22 protein-coding genes are annotated in these 21743 nt (G+C 46.3%); 10 read left to right on the top strand and 12 right to left on the bottom strand.

Annotated elements, in window-relative coordinates; translation table 11 throughout:
- The first annotated feature begins 323 nt into the window (after positions 1-323).
- The 5 genes from metX (at position 324) to hemW (ending at position 4485) form a co-directional block, all read left to right on the top strand.
- Positions 324-1481 (top strand): homoserine O-succinyltransferase MetX, encoded by a 1158-nt coding sequence (gene metX / locus ACR2PX_RS19945; RefSeq protein WP_434001113.1) that lies wholly within the window; start codon positions 324-326, stop codon positions 1479-1481.
- Positions 1478-2080, top strand: coding sequence for a methionine biosynthesis protein MetW (metW, locus tag ACR2PX_RS19940; RefSeq protein ID WP_434001112.1), 603 nt, complete (start codon positions 1478-1480; stop codon positions 2078-2080). The genes metX and metW overlap by 4 nt, the downstream gene beginning before the upstream one ends.
- 4 nt (positions 2081-2084) lie before the next feature.
- Positions 2085-2663 carry a DUF4426 domain-containing protein gene (locus ACR2PX_RS19935; RefSeq protein ID WP_434001111.1) on the top strand — a complete coding sequence of 193 codons (579 nt, stop codon included), beginning with the start codon at positions 2085-2087 and terminating at the stop codon, positions 2661-2663.
- Positions 2660-3268, top strand: coding sequence for an XTP/dITP diphosphatase (locus tag ACR2PX_RS19930; protein ID WP_434001110.1), 609 nt, complete (start codon positions 2660-2662; stop codon positions 3266-3268). The genes ACR2PX_RS19935 and ACR2PX_RS19930 overlap by 4 nt, the downstream gene beginning before the upstream one ends.
- Positions 3269-3348: 80 nt before the next feature.
- The gene (gene hemW, locus ACR2PX_RS19925; protein ID WP_434001109.1) at positions 3349-4485 is read left to right on the top strand and encodes a radical SAM family heme chaperone HemW; all 1137 of its coding nucleotides are present in this window, start codon (positions 3349-3351) and stop codon (positions 4483-4485) included.
- On the opposite strand, the gene ACR2PX_RS19920 is transcribed toward hemW, so the two are convergent.
- A complete protein-coding gene (locus ACR2PX_RS19920; protein ID WP_434001108.1) occupies positions 4475-5380 on the bottom strand; it encodes an AraC family transcriptional regulator in 906 nt (301 codons plus the stop codon). The two genes, hemW and ACR2PX_RS19920, sit on opposite strands and share 11 nt — an antisense overlap.
- Positions 5381-5529: 149 nt before the next feature.
- Here ACR2PX_RS19920 and exaC point away from each other — a divergent pair, with 149 nt between their 5' ends.
- Both exaC and ACR2PX_RS19910 read left to right on the top strand, forming a co-directional pair.
- Positions 5530-7050 (top strand): acetaldehyde dehydrogenase ExaC, encoded by a 1521-nt coding sequence (gene exaC, locus ACR2PX_RS19915; protein ID WP_434001107.1) that lies wholly within the window; start codon positions 5530-5532, stop codon positions 7048-7050.
- A gap of 225 nt (positions 7051-7275) precedes the next feature.
- Positions 7276-7605, top strand: a complete 330-nt coding sequence (locus ACR2PX_RS19910) for a DUF3392 family protein (protein ID WP_434001106.1) — start codon at positions 7276-7278, stop codon at positions 7603-7605.
- A gap of 39 nt (positions 7606-7644) precedes the next feature.
- Here ACR2PX_RS19910 and trmB read toward each other — a convergent pair whose 3' ends face one another.
- The 10 genes from trmB to ACR2PX_RS19860 form a co-directional block, all read right to left on the bottom strand.
- A complete protein-coding gene (trmB, locus tag ACR2PX_RS19905) occupies positions 7645-8361 on the bottom strand; it encodes a tRNA (guanosine(46)-N7)-methyltransferase TrmB (protein WP_434001105.1) in 717 nt (238 codons plus the stop codon).
- A gap of 88 nt (positions 8362-8449) precedes the next feature.
- Positions 8450-8956 carry a hypothetical protein gene (locus ACR2PX_RS19900; protein ID WP_434001104.1) on the bottom strand — a complete coding sequence of 169 codons (507 nt, stop codon included), beginning with the start codon at positions 8954-8956 and terminating at the stop codon, positions 8450-8452.
- 7 nt (positions 8957-8963) lie between these two features.
- Positions 8964-9422 carry a hypothetical protein gene (locus ACR2PX_RS19895; protein ID WP_434001103.1) on the bottom strand — a complete coding sequence of 153 codons (459 nt, stop codon included), beginning with the start codon at positions 9420-9422 and terminating at the stop codon, positions 8964-8966.
- 200 nt (positions 9423-9622) lie between these two features.
- Positions 9623-10003: a DUF423 domain-containing protein gene (locus tag ACR2PX_RS19890; RefSeq protein WP_434001102.1), complete on the bottom strand. Its 381-nt coding sequence runs from the start codon at positions 10001-10003 to the stop codon at positions 9623-9625.
- Positions 10004-10144: 141 nt separating this feature from the next.
- Positions 10145-11392 carry a heme biosynthesis protein HemY gene (locus tag ACR2PX_RS19885; protein WP_434001101.1) on the bottom strand — a complete coding sequence of 416 codons (1248 nt, stop codon included), beginning with the start codon at positions 11390-11392 and terminating at the stop codon, positions 10145-10147.
- Positions 11389-12834: a uroporphyrinogen-III C-methyltransferase gene (locus ACR2PX_RS19880; protein ID WP_434001100.1), complete on the bottom strand. Its 1446-nt coding sequence runs from the start codon at positions 12832-12834 to the stop codon at positions 11389-11391. Before ACR2PX_RS19880 ends, ACR2PX_RS19885 begins: the two co-directional genes overlap by 4 nt.
- Positions 12831-13694, bottom strand: coding sequence for a uroporphyrinogen-III synthase (locus tag ACR2PX_RS19875; protein ID WP_434001099.1), 864 nt, complete (start codon positions 13692-13694; stop codon positions 12831-12833). Before ACR2PX_RS19875 ends, ACR2PX_RS19880 begins: the two co-directional genes overlap by 4 nt.
- Before the next feature lie 13 nt (positions 13695-13707).
- Positions 13708-14628 (bottom strand): hydroxymethylbilane synthase, encoded by a 921-nt coding sequence (gene hemC / locus ACR2PX_RS19870; RefSeq protein WP_434001098.1) that lies wholly within the window; start codon positions 14626-14628, stop codon positions 13708-13710.
- Positions 14629-14903: 275 nt separating this feature from the next.
- On the bottom strand, positions 14904-15638 hold the full coding sequence (locus tag ACR2PX_RS19865; protein WP_434001097.1) for a LytR/AlgR family response regulator transcription factor: 735 nt from the start codon (positions 15636-15638) through the stop codon (positions 14904-14906).
- Positions 15616-16716: a sensor histidine kinase gene (locus ACR2PX_RS19860; RefSeq protein WP_434001096.1), complete on the bottom strand. Its 1101-nt coding sequence runs from the start codon at positions 16714-16716 to the stop codon at positions 15616-15618. The genes ACR2PX_RS19865 and ACR2PX_RS19860 overlap by 23 nt, the downstream gene beginning before the upstream one ends.
- Positions 16717-17174: 458 nt before the next feature.
- On the opposite strand from ACR2PX_RS19860, the gene argH reads away from it, so the two are divergent.
- Together argH and ACR2PX_RS19850 are read left to right on the top strand one after the other, a co-directional pair.
- The gene (argH, locus tag ACR2PX_RS19855) at positions 17175-18551 is read left to right on the top strand and encodes an argininosuccinate lyase (RefSeq protein WP_434001095.1); all 1377 of its coding nucleotides are present in this window, start codon (positions 17175-17177) and stop codon (positions 18549-18551) included.
- Positions 18552-18673: 122 nt separating this feature from the next.
- Positions 18674-19816, top strand: coding sequence for a hypothetical protein (locus ACR2PX_RS19850; protein ID WP_434001094.1), 1143 nt, complete (start codon positions 18674-18676; stop codon positions 19814-19816).
- Between the two features lie 3 nt (positions 19817-19819).
- On the opposite strand, the gene ACR2PX_RS19845 is transcribed toward ACR2PX_RS19850, so the two are convergent.
- On the bottom strand, positions 19820-20539 hold the full coding sequence (locus tag ACR2PX_RS19845) for a glycosyltransferase family 25 protein (protein WP_434001093.1): 720 nt from the start codon (positions 20537-20539) through the stop codon (positions 19820-19822).
- Between the two features lie 185 nt (positions 20540-20724).
- On the opposite strand from ACR2PX_RS19845, the gene ACR2PX_RS19840 reads away from it, so the two are divergent.
- Positions 20725-21729 (top strand): glycosyltransferase family 2 protein, encoded by a 1005-nt coding sequence (locus ACR2PX_RS19840; protein ID WP_434001092.1) that lies wholly within the window; start codon positions 20725-20727, stop codon positions 21727-21729.
- Positions 21730-21743: the final 14 nt, after the last annotated feature.

The raw sequence follows: 21743 nt of genomic DNA, 5'->3' as shown, positions 1-21743 counted from the left end.
TTTGGCCATTTTTTATGATTCTTTTCGTTGAATAGCTCGCTATTCGCCTCAAATAATCATAAAAACTGTCTCAAACCGGACTTTTTCTCGCTACGGTCGGCTAAGTCCGACAGACTCCTAGAACGCTTAAGGCTGTTGACTCGCTCTACTGACTCTTCGATAGAGAATATGCTCGAAAGCATAAGTTCGACAGGCTCCTGGCTTTCTGATGATCCTGCATGCCGATGGGCAATCCGTGGAAAGTGCGCTGAGCAAAAGAACAAATTTTCACCACTCGACGTGATGAAAAGTGTTTCACGGTAATAAGTGATAGATAAGTAATTATGCCAGAAACTATTCCCGCTGATTCGGTGGGCCTGGTTGAACCAAAAACGGTTCATTTTGATCAGCCCCTTCAGTTGAGTTGTGGTCAGACACTGAACGAATATGACCTGGTCATTGAAACCTATGGTGAGCTTAATGCCGAGAAGAACAATGGTATTTTGATCTGCCATGCTCTCAGTGGCCATCATCATGCAGCAGGCTACCATTCCATGGAGGATCGCAAGCCTGGCTGGTGGGATAACTTTATTGGTCCGGGTAAGCCTCTGGATACCAATCACTTTTTTATTGTCAGCCTGAATAATCTTGGGGGCTGTCATGGCAGTACTGGCCCAACCAGTATTAACCCGGAAACAGGGAGGCTTTATGGCTCTGCTTTTCCCATCATCACCGTAGAAGACTGGGTTGAGAGTCAGGCCAGACTGGCGAATGATCTGGGCATCGAACAGTGGGCCGCAGTTGTCGGAGGAAGTCTTGGTGGTATGCAGGCGCTTTATTGGTCCATGGCCCACCCTGAACGGTTAAGGCATGCTGTGGTGATAGCGTCGGCCTCCAAACTGTCTGCACAGAACATTGCTTTCAACGAAGTCGCCCGTCAGGCGATTCTTTCCGATGAAAACTTCAGAGATGGTCAATACCTTGAAGAGGGAACTCTGCCAAAGAGCGGTTTGGGGTTGGCCAGAATGGTCGGTCACATCACCTATCTTTCGGATGATGCCATGGGCCAGAAGTTTGGCCGTGAACTCAAGAATGAAGAGTTTAGTTTTGATTACGGGGTTCAGTTCCAGGTTGAAAGCTATCTTCGTTATCAGGGAGAGAACTTCTCCGGTAGCTTCGATGCCAATACCTATCTGTTGATGACCCGGGCTCTGGATTACTTTGATCCGGCGCGAAAGTTTAATGATGACCTTTCTCAAGCCCTGTCTCCGGCCAAAGCACAGTTTTTACTGGTTTCATTCACTACTGACTGGCGATTCTCCCCAGAACGCTCCAGAGAGATCACAGACGCACTTCTGGAAGCGGGTAAGCAGGTATCTTACATGGAAGTCAATGCGCCCCAGGGACACGATGCTTTCCTTATGAACATTCCCCGATATGTGAATGCTGTTGCAGGCTATATGAAACGAGTGGCCGATGAATGCAAGGAGGCTGCCGTATGAGTACCCGTGTTGACTTTGAAATCATCAGTGACTGGATTGACCCGGGCAGTCATATTCTTGATCTGGCCTGCGGTGATGGCTCTCTGCTGGCTGATCTGGGCAGAGACAAACAGGTCAGGGGTTATGGTTTGGAAATTAACCCTCAAAACATTCAGAGCTGCATCGAGAAAGGCGTTAACGTTCTTGAGCAGAATATTGACCAGGGACTGGGAAACTTTGGTGCTCAAAGTTTTGATACCGTTGTGATGACCCAGGCTTTGCAGGCTCTGCAGTTTCCACATTTGGCTCTGGATGAAATGTTGAGGGTGGGTAGACAATGCATTGTCACTTTTCCAAATTTTGGACATTGGCGTTGCCGGTGGCATCTGGCCACCAAAGGCAGAATGCCTGTATCCAAATTTATGCCTTACACATGGTATGACACACCTAATATACACTTCTGTACGTTTAAGGATTTTGAAGATCTTTGTCGTCAGAAAAAATTGAAGATCATTAATCGTATGGTAACGGATAGCGCCAACCTGAAGGGGAGGAGAACTCGCCTGTTTCCTAACCTGATGGGAGAAGTGGCGATTTATCATCTGACTCGAGGGGAGTGAAATTATGACCCGCTTATTGTTAAAGCGCTTTAAGGCTAACGGACTGTTTACCGTGAAAAATAGCGTGCGTCATCACTTTTCATCATCAATGGGAGCGCAAACTATTTTTCTTCGCTCATGGCTGTTCAGTGTGCTTTTGGCGCTTTCTGTCATTTGTGGAGCCCATGCTGCTCCAGTACCAGAAGCCCGAGTCATGAATGACAAACCGGCCCGGTTTGGTGATTATGAAGTGTATTACAGTGCTTTCCCCAGCACATTTATTCAGCCCGATATTGCCAAGACTTATGATCTGGAACGGGGACCGAAACATGGCATGGTTAATATTGCCGTCAAAAACGTCAGGGACAGTGAAGAAGGTAAGGCGGTCAAAGCGACCTTTGACGGTATAGCGACCAACCTTTTGGGTCAGCAGTCAGCTCTGAAATTCAAGGAAATCAAGGAAGGTGATGCCATCTATTACCTGGCGGGTTTTCGGTTCAGCCATGAGGAGATGCTAAAATTCAGCATCAAGGTGCAACCTGAAGGCTCAATTCAGAGTCATACCCTTCAGTTCAGCCAGACATTCTACGAGGATGGCAAGTGAAGTCGTTCGTAAAAAAAGTTGTATTGGCCAGTGGGAATCAGGGCAAGCTGAAAGAGCTTCAGCAGATGCTCTCAGGTCTTGAGTTTGAAGTGTTGGCGCAAAGAGAGTTCAATGTGGATTCCGTTGAGGAAACGGGACTGACCTTTGTGGAAAACGCTTTGATCAAGGCCAGAAATGCAGCAGAAATTTCTGGCCTTGCAGCCATTGCTGATGATTCCGGCATTGAAGTGGATGCTCTGAATGGCCAGCCAGGTATTTACTCGGCACGATTTGCTGGTGAAGATGCCACCGATAAAGAGAATAACCAGAAACTGTTGCAAAGACTGGAAGGGCTACCCAAAGATCAAAGGACCGCCCGTTTTCACAGTGTGCTGGTTTATATGCGCCATGCAGAAGATCCTACGCCCCTGATCTGTCATGGTAGCTGGGAAGGTTATATTCTGGACGCTCCGGTGGGTGATCAGGGTTTTGGTTATGATCCTCTGTTTTATGTACCGGATCATAACTGTGCAGCGGCGGAACTCAGCCGTGAACAAAAGAACCGTGTAAGCCACCGGGCAAAAGCCATGGCGTTACTGCTGGAACAGTTAAAACAGCGTTCCTGATTAACGTCTGTATCGTTTCTTTTACTATGCAGCCAGTTTGCTAATCTGGTTGCTTATCATCACTTGGCCTGATTCTCTATATGCTCGGACTCCCTCCATTGAGCCTTTATGTGCACATTCCCTGGTGTGTAAAAAAATGCCCTTATTGTGACTTCAACTCCCATGCGCTCAGTGGTGGTATTCCCGAAGAAGCTTATGTTGACGCTCTGTTAGAAGACTTTGACAGTGAAGTGAATACGATCCAGGGAAGAGAGCTTCATACGATTTTTTTTGGTGGCGGTACGCCCAGCCTGATGTCTGCCAGAGGGTTTGATCGTTTTCTCACTGAGCTGGAAAAAAGAATTCGTTTTTCTCCCGATATTGAAATCACCATGGAAGCGAATCCTGGTACCTATGAGCATGATCGCTTCAGGGATTATCGAAAAGCCGGTATTAACCGGTTGTCACTGGGTGTTCAGAGTTTTCAGGACGAAAAGCTCAAGGCACTGGGCCGCATCCACAGCTCCGATGAAGCTTGCAAAGCCATTGAGTCTCTCAGGGGGATGGGTTTTGACAACTTCAACATCGATTTGATGCACGGACTGCCCGATCAAAGTATCGAAGACGGTCTGTCCGATCTGAAGAAGGCTATTGCACTCAAACCCACTCATATTTCCTGGTATCAGCTCACCATTGAGCCCAATACGGTTTTCTATTCCAAAACACCGATTTTGCCTGAGGACGATACCCTTTGGTCCATTCAGGAAGAAGGGTGGGATTTACTGGAAGAGGCTGGCTATCACCAGTATGAGATTTCCGCCTACTGCCAGCCAGGAAAGCAGGCAAAGCACAATCTTAACTATTGGCAGTTCGGTGACTATATCGGTATTGGTGCCGGAGCCCATGGCAAGATGACTGAGCGTGAGACTGGCAGGATTTTTCGAAACTGGAAAACCCGGGTGCCTTCCGATTATCTTGCTGTGGATAAACCTTTCGAAGCCGGCAGCAGGGAGCTGAATGCGGGTGATCTGCCGATCGAGTTTATGATGAATGTCCTGCGGCTTAACCAGGGCGTTGATCAATCATTGTTTCAACAAAGAACCGGAATGGCCATCTTTGGCATAGACGCTCAATGTCAGGAAGCGATTCAGAAAGGCTTGTTGGAACCGGATCGATTGCAGCCAACAAAGCAGGGACGACTCTTTCTGAATGATCTATTGGCTCTGTTCACTGATTGATGATTTTTCCACTCAAGTAGCGACTGGGAGATACACCGTAAAACTGTCTGAAAATACGGCTAAAGTGGCTCAGATTTTGAAAGCCCAGTTCAAAACAGATTTGAGTCACTGACAGGCCTTTGCCAAGCATGAGTAACGCTTTTTCCATTCTTCTTTGCTTTTGGTATTCCGCAGGGGCGACACCTATCTTGCTTTTGAAGGCTTTATATAGACGGCTTCGGCTCATGCAGGCCGTTTGACAAAGACATTCAATATCCAGTGGTCGTTCAAGATTATTCTCGATCAAATTGATAGCAGCGTTCAGGCCACTGGCATCGGGTTCGCTGTAGCAATAGTCCAGCAATACTTTTCGTCCCTGGTGGCGCAGAAAACGAACGACCAGCTCTGTGATTTTAAGGTCTATTAACAGGTCTCGGTCGGGATGATTTTCTGTAAAGGTATGCACCATGCGTTCTATAAGTTGCTGGGTTTCAGCCGTGTGATGTGTGTGCAAACAGCAGATATCTGAACCTGACTTTAAGGGTTGATCGTACTGGCCCGAGATGTCGCTCAGACGATCGGCTATCTGATATACACGTTCCTTTGATACCTCGATGGTCAGGCAAGTGGTTGGAGCTGAAACTGAGGCATCCGGGAAGTCAATCTCGACAGTTTTTCCAGGACTGATAAGAAATGATTCATGAGGCAGAAAGAGAGATGATTGCTGCCGGGCATGCATGATTTTTTTACCACGGATCATGCCGCAGTGCAGAAGTTGATCAGCCTTTAATCGGACTCTTTCAGCGGACTGATAAGTGTCGTATATGCTTAATTCGGAGTCAGGCCCGGCAAAGCTGACTCTGTTCTCGATCAGCGTTCTCGGTTGACGCAATTTCAATAACTGCGATTGATTCATGAACGGATTCCCTGTTGCCCATCCCGGATTGATAACGTTACCTGTGTTCAGGACTGTCAGGCAACTCTTTAGGATCAGGAGATAAGTCGGGCAGGGCTCAAAGCGTTATGGTGCGGAAGGTCTATAACAAAAATAATCAGGACAGGCACATGATCTACGCAAATCCGGGCCAGCAGGACTCCGTTATCTCCTTCAAGCACCGCTATGAGAATTACATTGGTGGAGAATGGGTGCCTCCAGTAAAAGGTCAGTACTTCAGTAACATTACGCCAGTGTCTGGTGATGAGATCTGTGAAATACCCAGATCAACATCAGAAGATATTGATCTGGCTCTGGATGCCGCACATTCTGCCAAAGATGCCTGGGGAAAGACCTCTGCTACTGAACGCTCAAATATACTGTTGAAAATGGCTGATCGGATTGAACAAAATCTTGAGAAGCTGGCTGTGGCGGAAACCTGGGATAATGGCAAGGCGATCCGGGAAACACTGGCCGCAGATATTCCTCTGGCCGCTGATCATTTTCGCTATTTTGCCGGATGCATACGATCTCAGGAAGGCAGTACTGCAGACATTGATAGCAATACAGTGTCTTATCATTTTCATGAGCCACTGGGGGTTGTGGGGCAGATTATTCCGTGGAACTTTCCCGTGTTAATGGCAGCCTGGAAGCTCGCTCCGGCACTGGCAGCGGGTAATTGTGTGGTGCTTAAGCCGGCAGAACAGACGCCTGCTTCTATTCTGATTCTGATGGAGCTGATTGATGACATTGTGCCTGCCGGGGTCATAAATGTTGTCAACGGTTATGGGGCTGAGGCGGGTCAGGCTCTGGCATCCAGCCAACGCATCGCTAAAATCGCTTTTACCGGTTCTACCCCCGTGGGTTCTCAAATTCTGAAGTTTGCCGCAGAGAATATTATTCCCTCAACGGTCGAGTTGGGTGGAAAGTCCCCCAATATTTACTTCGAAGATGTTATGAATCATGAAGATGAGTACCTGAGTAAATGTGTGGAAGGGACTGTCCTGGCGTTCTTTAATCAGGGAGAGGTTTGTACATGCCCGTCGAGGGCATTGGTTCAAGAATCCATTTATGACGAGTTTATTGAGCTGGTGGTGCAAAGGGCACAGCAAATCACAAGAGGTAATCCTCTTGATACCGAGGTACAGGTTGGTGCCCAGGCTTCCAGAGCACAGTTCGACAAGATCATGAGTTATCTTGAAGTAGGACGAAAAGAGGGCGTTCAGTTCTTGACCGGAGGCGGTGCTGAAAGTCTGGAGTCCAGTCTGAGCGAAGGTTTCTACATTCAGCCGACTCTGATGAAAGGCACCAACGACATGAGAGTCTTCCAAGAAGAAATCTTTGGTCCCGTGGTGGGGGTCACCACGTTTAAAGATGAAGCCGAAGCACTGCGAATTGCCAATGATACCGAGTTTGGTTTGGGGGCAGGGGTCTGGACGCGGGATATCAATCTGGCATTTAGAATGGGGCGTAACATTCAAGCCGGACGGGTTTGGACAAATTGCTACCATGCTTATCCAGCTCATGCCGCATTTGGAGGCTATAAGAAGTCAGGTGTAGGGCGCGAAACCCACAAAAAAGCGCTGGATCATTATCAGCAAACCAAGAATCTGTTGGTCAGTTATGATGTGAACCCTCTGGGATTCTTTTGATTTAACAAGTGATTTCCGTTTAATCGTGGGGCTTTCTGAGAAAAGCTCCACGGCATTTCGTGCCCCCTTCCGAGTCCATATTCGTCAATCTGTAGCCAAAGCCATTCTGGCTGGGTATCCTCATACATCAGGGTTGAGACAGAGTGTGAAGTAACTATTCTTTAGGCATGCCATTAATGCAGGTCTTATGCGGGTTGCTTCAGTGTTCTTAAAACAGGGTGAACTATGGAATGGATAACGGACGGCATAATTTATCTGTCAAAGCTGGCTCGTGAGCATCTTGATGTTATCGCTATGGCTCTGACTGCAGTAGCCGTTGTATTTGCTGGTCGTTTCGTTGCTTCGTGGAGCAGTAGCTGGATGAACCGGCTGCATGCCGTTTTGAGAATTCCCGCAAGAGCTGTGTTAAATCTCACCCTGTTTGGTGCGATCTTCTATTTTATGCCTCAATGGCTGGGCAATTTACTGAATTACTTCAACCACTTTACCCTGGCACCTGTACTGCTGGTCATTGCAATTTGTGTGGGGATTTTGTCAGAAAAGCTGGGGCGTTGAGAAGGCGAGCAAAGCTTTGGAGGCCTTGCTCGGTAGTGCTTACTCAGTTCTTTCGAAGAGCAGATCCCATACTCCGTGACCCAGCCTGTGACCGCGCTTTTCAAATTTGGTCAGAGGTCTGAAGTCAGGTCTTGGTGCATACTGTCCTTCACTTTCCTGATTTTTAAAGCCTTCAGCAGCTGTCATTACTTCCATCATTTGTTCAGCGTAGTTTTCCCAGTCGGTGGCCAGGTGAATGATACCGCCAATAGCCAGTTTGGGTCTGATAGCTTCAATAAATTTAGTCTGAACCAGACGACGCTTCTGATGACGCTTTTTATGCCAGGGATCAGGAAAATAAATTTGAACTCTCGACAGGCTGCCATCAGCAATACAGTCACGAAGAACTTCAACCGCATCATCACAATAACTGCGAATATTTGTGACGCCGGCCATTTGGGATTCATTCAACAGACTGCCAACACCCGGTCGATGAACTTCGATACCCATAAAGTTTTTGTCGCTCTCGGCTTTGGCCATGGCGACCAGTGACAGGCCCATGCCATAACCGATTTCCAGTACGACAGGCGCCTCACGGCCAAATGCTTCGCTGAAATTTAATGGGCCATCTTCTTTCTGAAGACCCCATTGGTCCCAGCATTCATCCCAGCCACGACGCTGACCTGTGGTCATTCGGCCTGCGCGCAGAACAAAACTTTTGATTTCTCGACGCTTAATCGGATCAGGGCTTTGATCACGTTCAACAAAATCAGTCATGGGAGGCATACAGTCATGTCAATGAAAAAGTTGGCGTAAGATACCTAAACTGCACCAACTTCGAAACCTCTGGCCATCTGATTTAGGTTTATTCTTCGTTGTTATCCGAATTATCAGATAATGAGCTATAGTGGTTCTCAAGGTTTTCTATACCGGTATTCGAGATATATGCCACTGTTTTTCCAACTTCTTCGTATGCCGCTTGAATTTCTTTGAGATCAGATTCAGCTTTATTTGAAAGTCCAGAACCTCCCATTAGCACATGACCAAGACAGTCAGGGTTTCGCTTTATATCTCCAGCAAACTTCTTTATGGTGTCGGGAGACAGTTTTCTTCCAGTTGTTTTAACATCCAATCTCGTTTTTACCCTTGAGGCCTCTGACAATTCTGGCGATTGTAGATTCTTATCTCCAGTTGCAACATTACCTAAATGTGGCAGTAGGCCTTGAGAGTGCTCAAGTACTAAATCAGCACCACCGTCAGCAGTATTAGTGTTTGAATGCCGGGTAACATCACAGTTTTCTTCAGTTTCAACAATATATGAGAGCAATCGAAGCACTCTCATCTCACCATCCTTTCCTTTATTTTTACTCATGTGTCAGTCATCCAACCTTCAGTACAACAGAGTCATCACTGCTGAATTGGTTGCGCTTTAACTTAAACACGTTTATGAGGTTAGTGAGCGTTCTAAAGCGGCTGATTGAGTCTTCGATGTCCTTTGAGCTGATATGATCAGAAAGCGTGGAAGGAAGTTTTTTGGAATTATTAACCTCTATATTGTCATATAATCTTTTCCCATCTGACTTTAAAATAGATAAAAATATCTCTTCTAGCTTCCTGATGGCAGCTTCAATATCAGAGTCATTGAAACACTCTATTGAGTAGTGGTCTTCAGAACCTAGAACCTCAAAAATAGTCCTTTCCGTTAAGGAAAATTGGCTCTTTAATTCCCCAAGTAACGATGATGTGACGAAAGCCGTTTCAATTAGATCTGTCTTTGTTTCGTATAATTTTCCATCATTTGCTGCCTCGTATTTAACGAGATTAATACTGAGTGACATGGTTTCTCTCCTTTGGAGTCTGGGGCAATCAAAGAGCCGCGTTTACGGATCATGAATTTTCTTGCAGCGGTTCAGGGCAACCAGTCATTTTCCATAACTTGCTCAAAAGTCCAAGGGGCAATGATTCTCATAAAGGCTTTCCATAATCCACCTCTAATGACTTCCTAATTTAGGCAACAAATGGATGAGTATCAAAAATATCAATCCGAAAGCTCTGTAACTGCAAATATTGCCAGAAAAAGCCAGCCCAGCATGAAAGCAACACCTCCCAGAGGGGTTATAGCACCTAACCAACCTATGCCAGTGATGGCCAGAATATAAAGACTGCCGGAGAAGAGAATGATACCCAGGAGGAAAAGCCTGGCACTCCATTTCAGCTTGCTGGAATCTTTGAACTGGATTGAGAGAATAGCCACCAGTACCAGAGCCAGACTGTGATAGAACTGGTAATCGGTAGCCGTTGCCCATACGTCCATATAACGTTCAGAAAGCTGTGCTTTCAAGGCATGAGCACCAAAAGCACCCAGAACAACAGCCAATAAGCCGCAGAGAGCTCCGAGTAACAGATAGAGTCGAGTCATACTTTGTCCGTGAAAATGCCGCTATTAGGAGTTCTTATGCCTTGGGGGAGCGGCATTCCCAGCTCATGGCCATTGTTTCTGAAAAATATCTGCAAATACAGTGTTGGTCAGAGGCTGTATTTGCAGTCAATATTTGTTGGTTCAGACTCGTTTATGACTGCCTGGAAGAGGGAGATCAATAACGCTGCCTGCAGCCAGTCTCAAACCTTCCTGGAAAAACAAAGAGCTGCTTTCGTGATCTTCCATATGAGCCAGTAAACGTCCTAGCTCGTTATAAGTATCAATGCGCTTACTGAGTCTCAGGCTGGCTTCAAAATATTCTCTGGCTTTTCCCCAGAGTTCATTTCGCAGAGCCAGACGACCTAAGGTTAATAGTAAGTCGGCGTCGTTTGGCCTTTCATTGAGCATGGCTTCAGCAAAATGAAGTTGCTTGCTCAGATCCTTACCCTTGATCTTGCCATACAGCAGAACAATATCGCTGCTGTAATACTTGTTCAGATTTTCACGCAGCAGAGCTTCTGCTTTCTCTTCTGCTCCCAGGTCGGTCAGGCATTGACCATAACGGTAAATCATGCCGGAGTGACGCTTCTGGCTGGACGACAGGCTGTTCCAGATTTGAGCCGCAGGCTTTATTCTCTGGTCCAGTGAGGTGAAGCTGCGACCGTTGTTAAAAGCCTGGTTGAACAGGGCTTCAAAACATTGAAGCTCGATGGTGCGAAACTCTTCGTCGGAAACCACTTTTTGTTTTTTCAGCTGAGGTAACAGAGCGGCAAGAGACTGCCAGTCATTCAGGCGGGTATAGGCCTGCTTCAGCATTTTCAGAACATAGGCGTGTCGTGGAACCTGCTTATGCAGCTTGGTCAGAGTGGCTAATGCCTGCTCCAGTTGGCCTGATGCCAGTTGGAGTTGAGCCTGAGTGATACCTATAGCTAGTTCTGCCCCGGGTTCTTTGTGGTCTGCACGTCGGAGATAATCTGCAGAAGCTTCAAGATCACCATTTTCATGAGCAGCTCTGGCTGCAGCCAGATAGTTCAGTAAAGGAGAAGTGCCGTTATCTGCGGCTTGCGACAACAGTCGCTCAGCTTTTTTCCAGTGTCCCTGGGTAAACTCTACAAAACCACGAGTGGTCATTTTGCGGGCTTGTCTTTCTTTAGCACCGGAAGTCATGGGATAGACAAAACCTGTGATACCAAAGACCAGTTTCAGGATAATCCAAACCAGCCAGACTGCACCTATGAGAAGGCCTATCAGTAGAAACAGTCCCCACAAAGTGCTTTCAAAAGTTGCGGTATTGTATGAAATAAGCACATAGCCGTTATCACTGACCATGGCGTTGGCCAGGCCAAAGGTAATGCCCAGAATCACCAGGAAGATTATAAAGCTCTTCATGTCTGGGGCTCCTCTGCAGAGCCTGCAGGAGCTTCTGAGGGCTGAGAGCTATTATCCAGTGGTTGAGCGTTGTTCTGTGGCTGAAGACTGTTGTTGGATGGCTGAAGGCTGTTGTTGGATGGCTGAGGGCTCTCACCTTGAGGCTGCGAGCTTTCTGTCTGGTTTTCAGTGACAGGGGGCTCTGTTGCTTCAGGGGTTTCCGTGATCGGATTTTTCTGAACCGCTGGAATACTTTCTTCTGGCTTAGTGTTTTCCTGAGCGTTTTTTCCACTCTCCAGGGCATCGGTGATCTGGCGGGACTTAAGTAAGTCCAGAGCACGACTGATATTGGTGGTTGCAGGTTTTACGGTTACTTTGCCCAGAGCCTTCAGTTCGTCCAACATTGCCGTGGCCTGAGATCCTGACAGGGAGAAATATTTCTCTATCCAGTGAGAGGCCTGCTTCAGGCTGCTGTTATAGATGGCCTGATCTCTGGAAAGTACTGACAACTTGGCCTGTTCCAGCATCAGCTGAAGGTTCTGACGAATCAGAATGTTCTCTTCAGGTGATAACAATGAAGTGATTTTTTGCTCACGATCTGGAGTGAATCTGAACAGACTGACAAAGCTCTCCCAGGTATTTCCCAGCATGGAGAGGGCAACGGTTTGCCAATTGGAACTGCTTTTTGATGCGGTTTCAGAGACTTCTGATACGGTTGTTGAGGATTCTGTCAGAGCTTCTTTTTCCATCAAAGGAAGCTGATAGATCTGATGGGTGAGGGCTTCAAGTTTCAGGTAAAGACCTTCCTGATCGAAATCCGGGAGACTGTTAAGAGACGCAATATCTTCTGCCAGGGCTTCCCGCACCGGATAGAGATTATAGTTATCCAACTGGAGCAGTATTTGATCAGCGCTGTTCAGCAGGGCTTTGGCCGCTTTGGTGTCAGAGGACATCAGCAGGCGTTGATTGGCGAGTCTGAGCAGGTATTCTACTTCTGCCAGCTTCCAGCCTTCCTGACTGGTGCCAGCTACTTCCTGAAGGCTCCTGGTCAGTGTGTCGGTCCGGTTCAGCAGGCGTTCGCTTCGATCTTCCTGTTGGCTGAGATCTGTTTTAATGGGAGTCAGTTCACGGTTGATTTCAGTCAAGCGTGCCTGCAGTCGTGCAATCTGGGTTTGTTGCTGCTTTTGCCCCTCGATCAGATCGGGTTGGGCTTGTTCTACCGGCATGGCTCGCCAGCCAATATAGCCACTCAGTACCAGAGCGATAAGCGCTAACAGCAAGGCTAGGAATGAAAGACTCTGGCCTGACTTTGTAGCGGGTCGCTGAGGTTGTTTTCTGGAACGCTTTGAAGCCGTTTTGGCGGGCTCTTTTTCTGGATTATTGTCAGAAAAGCCCAATGATTTTGTTGGTTCCGGCTGTTCGTTTTGCTCGAGTTTCCCGGCGTTCTGATCTTTCTTGCTCACGTTAACCCTTCGCTGTTGATCAGGTTCAGTACCGAGACCATGGCGTGATTATCGGCGCCCTGGGCAGTATAAACCCGTTTGAATGCTTGAGCCTCTGGCATTCTGGCAATTCTTTCGCTGGGGACTACCAGATAGCACTCCTGGCTCAGGGCCGGAGAAAGGTAGTCTGCGGTATTGGCCAGAATCTCGCCACTGCTGGTCAGTATGACATTGATAGCATGCTCTTTGATCAGTCTGTTCAGACAATTTTCCGGGTAATCCGGTTTCTGGCGTTCATAAAGCTCCAGGCAATCAACCTGGGCTCCCCGATTCCTTAGGGTGGTTTCCAGCAGTTCTCTGCCCCCCTTCCCCTTCAGAATCAGTATTTTTTCTCCACTGACCTGCTGCAGGCTTTCCAGCTCAAGCAGGGCTTCGCTGTCTCCGGACCTTTTATTCGCTAGGAGCATTTCCGGGCAGACAGCCTCGATGGCGTAATCATCAAGCCATCGAAGTGTTTTTGAGCCAACAGCATACCAGTCGATTTTCAAAGGCATCTGTGGCCAGTAATTCTCTATATGTTCCAGGCCCAATTTTGCCGCATTTTGACTGATGACAATGATTTTACTGTACTGATCCAGTTGTAATACCCGGTTTCGCAGTTCCTTGTTCTCTGTCACCGGTTGAATCTGGATCATCGGTAAAGACCATGCTTTGGCACCCTGGCTGTGAATCATGGAAACCAGTAACTCAGCCTGCTCCTGTGGGCGAGTGACCAGAACCCTGATATCACTGTCTGACAGAGTTGCCTGGCGTCCGGAGCTTTCAGGCTCATGGCTTTTAGTTGGCTCATGGCTTTTAGTTGGCTCATGGCTGTTTATCATGGCACGGCTCACATTAATGCAGCAACTCTGAGAGAATTCGGTCGGCTCCCTGTTCCAGTAGGGATTCTGCCAGCTGGATACCCCCTTTCTCTCCGTCTGAAGGTGCGCAATAAACTTCTGCGCTCAGTATGACCTTACCATCGGGTTGACCCACCAGTCCCCGGATGTAGAGCTGATCGTTAATCAGTTCGCAGTAGCAGCCAATCGGTACCTGACAGCCACCATTCAGTTTGCGGTTCATGGCTCTTTCGGCCAGAACCCGTGTTGCTGTCTCTTTGTGGTGTAGAGGGGCCAGAAACTGTTTGATCTCTTCGTCATCTGAACGAATCTCAATGCCAACAGCGCCCTGACCTGCAGCGGGCAAGCTCAGTTCTGGAGACAGAGTACTTTTAATCCGGTCTTCCATACCGAGTCTGATCAATCCGGCGGCTGCAAGAATAATGGCGTCGTACTGGCCTTCATCCAGTTTGGCCAGGCGTGTATTGACGTTGCCCCTCAGGAATTCAATCTTCAGGTCAGGCCTTTTGGCAAGAATCTGGCATTGGCGGCGCAGGCTGGATGTACCAACGGTGGCCCCTGCAGGCAGTTCGTCCAGTTGGCTATAGGTGTTGGATACAAAAGCATCCAATGGGTTTTCACGAGGACAGATAACGCCCAGTTCGAGCCCTTCAGGAAACTCCATGGGAACATCTTTCATGGAGTGCACGGCTATATCGGCCCTGTTCTCCAGCATGGCGGTTTCCAGCTCTTTGACAAACAGACCCTTGCCACCGACTTTGGCCAGTGGGGCATCCAGAATGCGATCACCCTTGCTGGTCATTTTAACCAGCTCCACCTGGATACCCGGATGAAAGTGCTCCAGACGCTCTTTTACGTATTCAGCCTGCCAGAGGGCCAGGGCACTTTTTCTTGTAGCGATGCGGACGGTTTTCATGGGTAGGCTTTCTGTAAATAAAAAGGACAACAGTTGCTGAATGGCGCTGTGAACCCTGTGGAGATGTCTGCCCCATAACGGGACATACCCAGTGAACAGGTTCACTCATGACTGAAGATATTCAGTGCTTGGGATAATACGATAGTCTGTAGGTGTGACCAACTTTTAACGTGAAAAATCATTTCATCTACACAGGGAGAGAAATGATTTATGGTGGCAAGGTTGTTTAAAGAAATGCTTTTCCAAAAAGCTGGAAAAGCATTTTTTGGGAAGGACTACAGCGATTGCATGAACTTCTTCATCAAGGGCACGTGCCGGCGGCTGACTGACAGGGGCTCTTCGACACCACTGAGTTGAATAAAGTAATGACCCTGCTCGTCGCGAGTCATTCGCTCTATTGCCTTTCTGGCCACTAATGCATTTCTGTGGATTCGCACGAATCTGGAATTGAATTCTGACTCCAGATCTTTCAAGGGGTCATCAATCAGTACTTCACCATTCTTGTGATAGACGGTGACATACTTACTGTCGGCCATGAAGTAAAAGATATCGTCCAGTGGTACCAGCTCTATCCCTTTGAGCGTTTTGGCCGCGATATGGCTGCGGGAATCGTCATTCAAATCGTCTCTCAGGCTGGCCAGTTGCAATCGATTGACTTTGGCAGCACCACTCAGAGCCTGCTGAAGGTCTTCGATCTTTACTGGCTTGAGCAGATAGCCAACGGCCTGAACCTGAAAAGCCTCAACAGCATGAGTATCATAAGCCGTGCAGAAAATGACAGCTGGTGGACGCTCAAGCTTGCTGATATGGGCGGCTGCTTCCAGGCCTCCCATAACCGGCATGCGAATATCCATCAGGACAATGTCTGGCTGGTATTTACGGCAAAGCTCAAGGGCTTCGATGCCATTGCCTGCGTCGTACTCCAGGGCCTGAAAGCCCTCCAGTCGTCCCAGCAGGTGGCGTAGGCGGTCTCTTGCCAGCGGTTCATCATCGGTGATCAGTATGTTCATGGTTATCGCCACCGTAAGGATAAGTGATCAATGTTTCAAATTCCTGAGTATGTCCACTCTCACCCTCAAACAGCTGAGCTTCTACACTGGCTTTGTTGCCAAAAAGCATATTCAGTCTGGAGCGGATATTGACCAGAGCCAACTGATTTCCCTGGGCCCCTTTGGCAAAGCTGGAAGGGGCACTCTGAACCGGGTTTCGTACTCTGATAATGATGTTATCGTTGCTCCTGCCAATATCTACACTCACGGTGCCACCTTTTTCCAGTGGCTGGATGCCATGATAAACCGCATTTTCAACAATGGGCTGCAATGTTAGCGGCGGAATGTGAACGTCTTCAGGGATTAATTCAATATTCCACCGGGTTTGCAGACGGCTTCCCAATCTGTGTTGCTCAATTCTCAAATAGCGCTGACAGAGCTCAATTTCCCGGCTCAGAGCAATACTGTTGCCTTGATCCTGGAGGCTGGAGCGAAAAAGATCGGACAAATCTTCTACGGCCTGCTCTGCCTTGTCCTGATCAATGTGTATCAGACTGGCAATGATGTTCATGCTGTTAAACAGGAAGTGTGGGCGTATTCGAGCCTGCAGAGCCTCAAAACGAGCAGCATGACTGGCTTTCTGTTCTTTCTTGGCTTCCTGTTGAACATAGAAATAGCGCAGAAGCATGGCTGTGATGATGAGTGCAACGGTGACATGCCTGACAAGCTGGGTCCATTCCGGGTAGGTTTCGATAAAAGCGTCTCGCCATAGAAACCATTGAGCTGCCAAAGTGAATATCAGGGTGATGGTTCCTACAACTCCAAGGCAACTGCTGATAATGGCGGTTAGATTTTTATCCATCAGGGTTGGCCTGAGCCGGCAGAGCACGGCTCCTGACACAAGAGAAATCCACTGTACAAACATGGACGTCATGGCCAGGCGGTTCCAGTCAAGGTCGCCAGGACCGGGCAAGGCAAGTACCTGGATCAGGACAAAAAGCTCAGAGACCAGCACCAGCATAAAGACTGCGCCAGGAGAGCATAAGTCCGGCAGGAAAAAGTCATCTTCATCTTGGGAGGTGGTCGCTTTAAATGGCAAAAGGTAACGTCCTGTCATGAGAGGCTGGCAGAGAAAAGAAAGCTCGTTTTATTGAGCTTTATGCTCTAGGAGCCTGTCGGACTTAAGACAATTTCGGCCTAAATTCCAGAAAAAACGGCCCAATTATTCGATGAATTCGATTAAATAGGTCAACTATTCTCACGAATCCATCGAATAATTCGACTCGTTCTACTGAAATTTATGCCCGAAAGCATAAGTCCGACAGGCTCCTAGCGCGATTCACGGTCAACCTTTGGGTGTTTGAAAATCTATAAAAATTCAGTTATTTTGCATGATTATTCTTTAGGGTTGGGTGTGCTATCTAAAGTAACCCGGTTCCCCCTATAATGCCGTAGCCAGCTTCAGTCATCCACAGGCTGGCTAGAAAAATCAGAATATTGACGTTTGCAGATGGTAAGAAGTTTATCTGCAAAACCATATGAAATAAGAGGTAGAAAATGTCTGATAGCAGCAATCAGCAATGGGGCGGAAGGTTCAGCGAGGGTGTGGATGCATTTGTCGCTCGATTCACGGCCTCGATTGATTTTGATCGTCGCCTTTATCGTCATGATATCGAAGGCTCGATTGCTCATGCTCGTATGCTGCAGAAGTCAGGTATTCTGAGCCAGGATGAGCTGTCAGCGATTGTAGGCGGTCTGGAAGGCATTCTGGAAGATATCGAGAATGACAAGATTGAATGGTCAATTGAGCTGGAAGATATTCATATGAATATTGAAGCCAGATTGACTGACAGAATTGGTGATGCGGGTAAGAAGCTGCACACCGGGCGCTCCAGAAACGATCAGGTCGCTACCGATATTCGTTTATGGCTCAGGGAAGAAATTGATCAGATAGGGGCTGAGTTAAAAAGACTGCAGACCGGTCTGGTCGATCTGGCTGAACGTGAAGCCGATACCATCATGCCTGGTTTTACTCATCTGCAAACTGCACAACCTGTGACGTTTGGTCATCACCTGATGGCTTGGTATGAAATGCTGGTAAGAGACAGTGAGCGTTTGTACGACTGCAGGAAGCGGGTCAATGTGTCGCCTCTGGGAGCCGCAGCTCTGGCAGGAACAACCTACCCCATTGATCGCGAATTCACTGCAAAAGCGCTGGGTTTTGATCGCCCATCAAGAAACTCACTGGATTCAGTCAGTGACAGGGACTTTGCAATAGAGTTCTGTTCTGCGGGTGCATTGATCATGACGCACCTGTCGCGTATGTCTGAAGAGCTGGTGCTCTGGACGTCGGCCCAGTTTGATTTTATCGATTTGCCTGATCGCTTCTGCACCGGCTCGTCAATCATGCCCCAGAAGAAAAATCCAGACGTGCCAGAACTGGTTCGTGGAAAGACGGGGAGGGTTAATGGCCACCTGATCAGTCTGCTGACACTGATGAAATCTCAGCCTCTGGCTTATAACAAAGATAATCAGGAAGACAAGGAACCACTGTTTGATACAGTGGATACGCTTAAAGACTGCCTTCGCGCCTTTGCGGATATGATTCCACATATCGAGTCAAAGAAAGAAAGCATGGAAGAAGCGGCCCGACGTGGATTCAGCACCGCGACCGATCTGGCAGACTATCTAGTCAGACAGGGAATGCCCTTCCGTAATGCTCACGAAGTAGTAGGCAAAGCGGTAGCCTATGGTATTGAGCAGAAAAAAGACTTGTCAGAGATGAGCCTGGAAGAACTGACCGTGTTCTCAGACACAATTAAGGAAGATGTATTTGAAGTACTGACACTTCAGGGCTCTGTGGCTGCTCGAAACCATATCGGGGGGACTGCTCCCGAGCAGGTGAGAAAGGCTGTGAAGCAGGCTCGAGACTAGTAATATCCTTCATTTACTTGGGCTTTGAAAGTGACATAATAGGCGCCTTGATAAAAAGGCGTCATCCAGTCTTTGACATCTCTCTGGGTGGCTATGAGAAGTATTAGGCTTGAGTAGTTGATATGAGAGTTTTGCTGTACTCCACCAGTCATAGACTTGATGAATATTATCAATCAATTGCTGACAATGTTTCTGAACATCTTAAGTGTGATGTTTTTAAATTTGATCAAAAGCTACCGAACCCAGACTTTAAGTACCTAAGTCTTTGCTTACATCTTGATCTTGAAAAAATAATTGATTTTAAAGTCAGATATAAAGGAATTATGAAAGGAAATGAAAAAGTTTCCAAGATTAAAGCGGAAAAATATAAGCTGGGCTGTTTAATTAATTCCTTGAAGATATTCAGGCTGATAAAGTCGGGTGGCTATGATCTTGTTGTTGTTTGGAATGGTAGCCGAATGACTCAAAGGTTGGTATCTGAAGTGGCCAAAATGATGGGGGTATCCGTTGCTTATATGGAGAATGGTATTATCCCAAGAACAACTGTTGCAGATGGAAAAGGAGTGAACTTTAACAATTCTGTACCAAGAAGTCGGAGTTTTTATGAGGCTAATCACTTTGAGTTTAATATTGATAAGAAGTGGGGGCTGTCTACAAGGCGTCAGGCTGAAGGGGTTGAAAAGGTTGATTCAAAAAAGCAGATAGATGGTAAGTATATTTTTTTTCCATTTCAGGTGGACAGCGACTCTCAAATCATAAACCATTCCAAGTGGTTAAGGAATATGAGAGAGTTTTTTGTTATTGCTTTGAGAACCCATAAGATTATTGACGATAAAAATATAAGGTTTGTTTTTAAAGAGCACCCATCGAGTCCATTTGAATATAGAGATCTTGAAAAGGATCAAACGGATAGATGTTTTTTTGTAAATAATTTAAGTACTGAAATGCTCATAAGAGGGGCTGAGGCTGTTGTTACTGTTAATTCAACCGTGGGAATAGAAGCACTTATCTATGGAAAGAAAGTGATTACTATAGGCGACGCTTTTTATAATATTGATGGCTTGGTTAATCATGCTGATTCAGAAGTTGAGCTGGCTTCTATCATAAATGGTCTGGATGATTGGGGGGTTAATGAAAGTCTAAGGCAGTCCTTTTTAGGTTATTTAGCGAATATTTACTCTATACCGGGGTCTTGGACTACGCCAGATTACAAGCACTTTGAAAAGCTTGAAAAAACATTTATCCAAATAGAAATGGGCAAATAGCTTTCATGGCTTTTTGATGAGTTTTTTTACTTTTGCTATAAAACTTTTCTTTCTAGTAGTAAGAGGAGTTCCAAAAATGTCAGAAGTGCTGCCAGATTGAAATGAGACAAGGGGTCTGCAGGAATATACATCAAACTCAGGGTGTATTTTTTCAGCTAAAAAGTGATCAATTTCAGATTGGCATAATATAAGTCTCTGGTGAAGATCATTGTAAAATCTGGAATTCACACTGTAAGCGTGGGCTTCATAAGTGCAGTATACTCGGTCAAGATACTTTCCGGCTGATTTCTGAGGTCTTCTCGAGCGGTGTCGACCCCCAAGGTAAAACATATCCCATGAGGGCAGTCTGACAAGCTCTTGTATAGCCTGATTAAGGGTCTTCTGTGACCCTTCTAATATAAATGCATCATCCTCAAAGACCAGATAGTTATCAAGATCTGACGCAATTGCTGTTTCAAGCGCTTTGATATGGCTTTTCAGGCATCCGGTTGCACCCCGCAGATAAACTGGAAAAGATTCTACGGTCCAGTGTTCAGGTCCATAATTCAGTTCAGAAAGTGTTTCAGTATCAAGTTCATCCATAGACGGGCGAATGGCGGCTATTCTTTGGTAGTTCTTGAATCCAAAGTGTTTGAGGTGCTGTTCGATTTTTTCCCAGCGTTCTGACCTTTCATTCAGGTTAATGATAAAAACCTGATCGAAAAAAGTATTGAAGTCATGCATGCACTTTGCTTATTGGAGTGAGTTCACGAAAAGTCTATATCAGGAGGTTGGTTTTTCCGTATTTTTCACAGCATTTAACTGTTTTTTTGATAAGATGTTTATCAGAATGCATTATAAGCTCGTTTTTATATATGGACTTAAATCTATCTAATGGATGGTGTTAATTATGGTAGTATGGCTTTCCTATGAAAAAAGTTGATGTCATTATTCCTGTTTTCAATGCTCTTGATTATACGAAAGCGTGTATTGAATCTTTGTATGAACATGTTAGTCATCATATAAATAAAATTATAATTATGGATGATTGTTCAGATGAAGAAACTAAACAGTATTTGGAGTCGTTAGATCAGCCTGAAATAGAGCTGGTCAGGAATTCTAAAAATCTGGGTTACGGTGCCAATGTCAATAAAGGTTTTGAGTTTTCTGAAAAAGAATTAGTTCTTGTTTTAAACTCTGATACAGTGGCTGAAAATGATTTTCTTGGTCCCCTCATAAGATCCATGGAGCTCTCTCCCAATCTTATGGCAGTGAACCCTATGTTTCCTTTTGATGTTGATGAATTTAGGAAATATGAGTCTGAACATAATATTGTAAAGACATTTATGCTCTCAGGGTATGCATTTTTAATAAGAAAAAGTGCTTTCTTGAATGTCGGTGGATTTAATCCTGTTTTTGGTAAGGGATATTTTGAAGATACTGCCTTAGGTCGAGATCTGAATACAGAAAATAACTATACAGGCGTATGTATTAAGTCTGTCTTGCATCACGCGGGTTCAAAATCTTTTCCTACAGAACAAAGAATTGAACTTGAAGAAAAGAATGCTCCTATTTTTAGAAATATGTATCCTGATTCAACAAGGAAGGTAATGTTTCTTACAAAAGATTTGAGTTTGGCCACCACTGGGGAAATAGGTAAAGAGTGTTATGACGTTTGCTTGAAAGGTGGGAGGGTTTCGTTTTTTTCGCCGGAAGAGAGCCACCTGATTCCAAATAAGCGCTTCGAGTATCGACCACTTCGTTTAAGCAGGATTGTGAGTTTTCTGAATCGAACAGTGATCAGGGGTGAAAAAAGGCCCTACACCAGGACATCAGAGCTGTGGGTTGATCGGAGGTTGTGGAAATCTTCAGCAAATGCCCTGGTAGCCAGAATAATCTGTGCTCTTTACAGGGTGCAAATACGCATTATTTAATGCGTTATGTTTGC

The organism is Endozoicomonas sp. (assembly GCF_051008435.1).
Lineage (GTDB): Bacteria > Pseudomonadota > Gammaproteobacteria > Pseudomonadales > Endozoicomonadaceae > Endozoicomonas_A.
The sequence above is the reverse complement of the archived record's forward strand: the minus strand, read 5'-3'. Positions and strand labels throughout refer to the sequence as shown.

Bases quoted from the DNA above. Each gene is read 5' to 3' on its own strand.
- metX (WP_434001113.1), top strand. From the start codon at position 324: ATGCCAGAAACTATTCCCGCTGATTCGGTGGGCCTGGTTGAACCAAAA.
- metW (WP_434001112.1), top strand. From the start codon at position 1,478: ATGAGTACCCGTGTTGACTTTGAAATCATCAGTGACTGGATTGACCCG.
- ACR2PX_RS19935 (WP_434001111.1), top strand. From the start codon at position 2,085: ATGACCCGCTTATTGTTAAAGCGCTTTAAGGCTAACGGACTGTTTACC.
- hemW (WP_434001109.1), top strand. From the start codon at position 3,349: ATGCTCGGACTCCCTCCATTGAGCCTTTATGTGCACATTCCCTGGTGT.
- ACR2PX_RS19920 (WP_434001108.1), bottom strand. From the start codon at position 5,380: ATGAATCAATCGCAGTTATTGAAATTGCGTCAACCGAGAACGCTGATC.
- exaC (WP_434001107.1), top strand. From the start codon at position 5,530: ATGATCTACGCAAATCCGGGCCAGCAGGACTCCGTTATCTCCTTCAAG.
- ACR2PX_RS19910 (WP_434001106.1), top strand. From the start codon at position 7,276: ATGGAATGGATAACGGACGGCATAATTTATCTGTCAAAGCTGGCTCGT.
- trmB (WP_434001105.1), bottom strand. From the start codon at position 8,361: ATGACTGATTTTGTTGAACGTGATCAAAGCCCTGATCCGATTAAGCGT.
- ACR2PX_RS19900 (WP_434001104.1), bottom strand. From the start codon at position 8,956: ATGAGTAAAAATAAAGGAAAGGATGGTGAGATGAGAGTGCTTCGATTG.
- ACR2PX_RS19895 (WP_434001103.1), bottom strand. From the start codon at position 9,422: ATGTCACTCAGTATTAATCTCGTTAAATACGAGGCAGCAAATGATGGA.
- ACR2PX_RS19890 (WP_434001102.1), bottom strand. From the start codon at position 10,003: ATGACTCGACTCTATCTGTTACTCGGAGCTCTCTGCGGCTTATTGGCT.
- ACR2PX_RS19885 (WP_434001101.1), bottom strand. From the start codon at position 11,392: ATGAAGAGCTTTATAATCTTCCTGGTGATTCTGGGCATTACCTTTGGC.
- ACR2PX_RS19875 (WP_434001099.1), bottom strand. From the start codon at position 13,694: ATGATAAACAGCCATGAGCCAACTAAAAGCCATGAGCCAACTAAAAGC.
- hemC (WP_434001098.1), bottom strand. From the start codon at position 14,628: ATGAAAACCGTCCGCATCGCTACAAGAAAAAGTGCCCTGGCCCTCTGG.
- ACR2PX_RS19865 (WP_434001097.1), bottom strand. From the start codon at position 15,638: ATGAACATACTGATCACCGATGATGAACCGCTGGCAAGAGACCGCCTA.
- argH (WP_434001095.1), top strand. From the start codon at position 17,175: ATGTCTGATAGCAGCAATCAGCAATGGGGCGGAAGGTTCAGCGAGGGT.
- ACR2PX_RS19850 (WP_434001094.1), top strand. From the start codon at position 18,674: ATGAGAGTTTTGCTGTACTCCACCAGTCATAGACTTGATGAATATTAT.
- ACR2PX_RS19845 (WP_434001093.1), bottom strand. From the start codon at position 20,539: ATGCATGACTTCAATACTTTTTTCGATCAGGTTTTTATCATTAACCTG.
- ACR2PX_RS19840 (WP_434001092.1), top strand. From the start codon at position 20,725: ATGAAAAAAGTTGATGTCATTATTCCTGTTTTCAATGCTCTTGATTAT.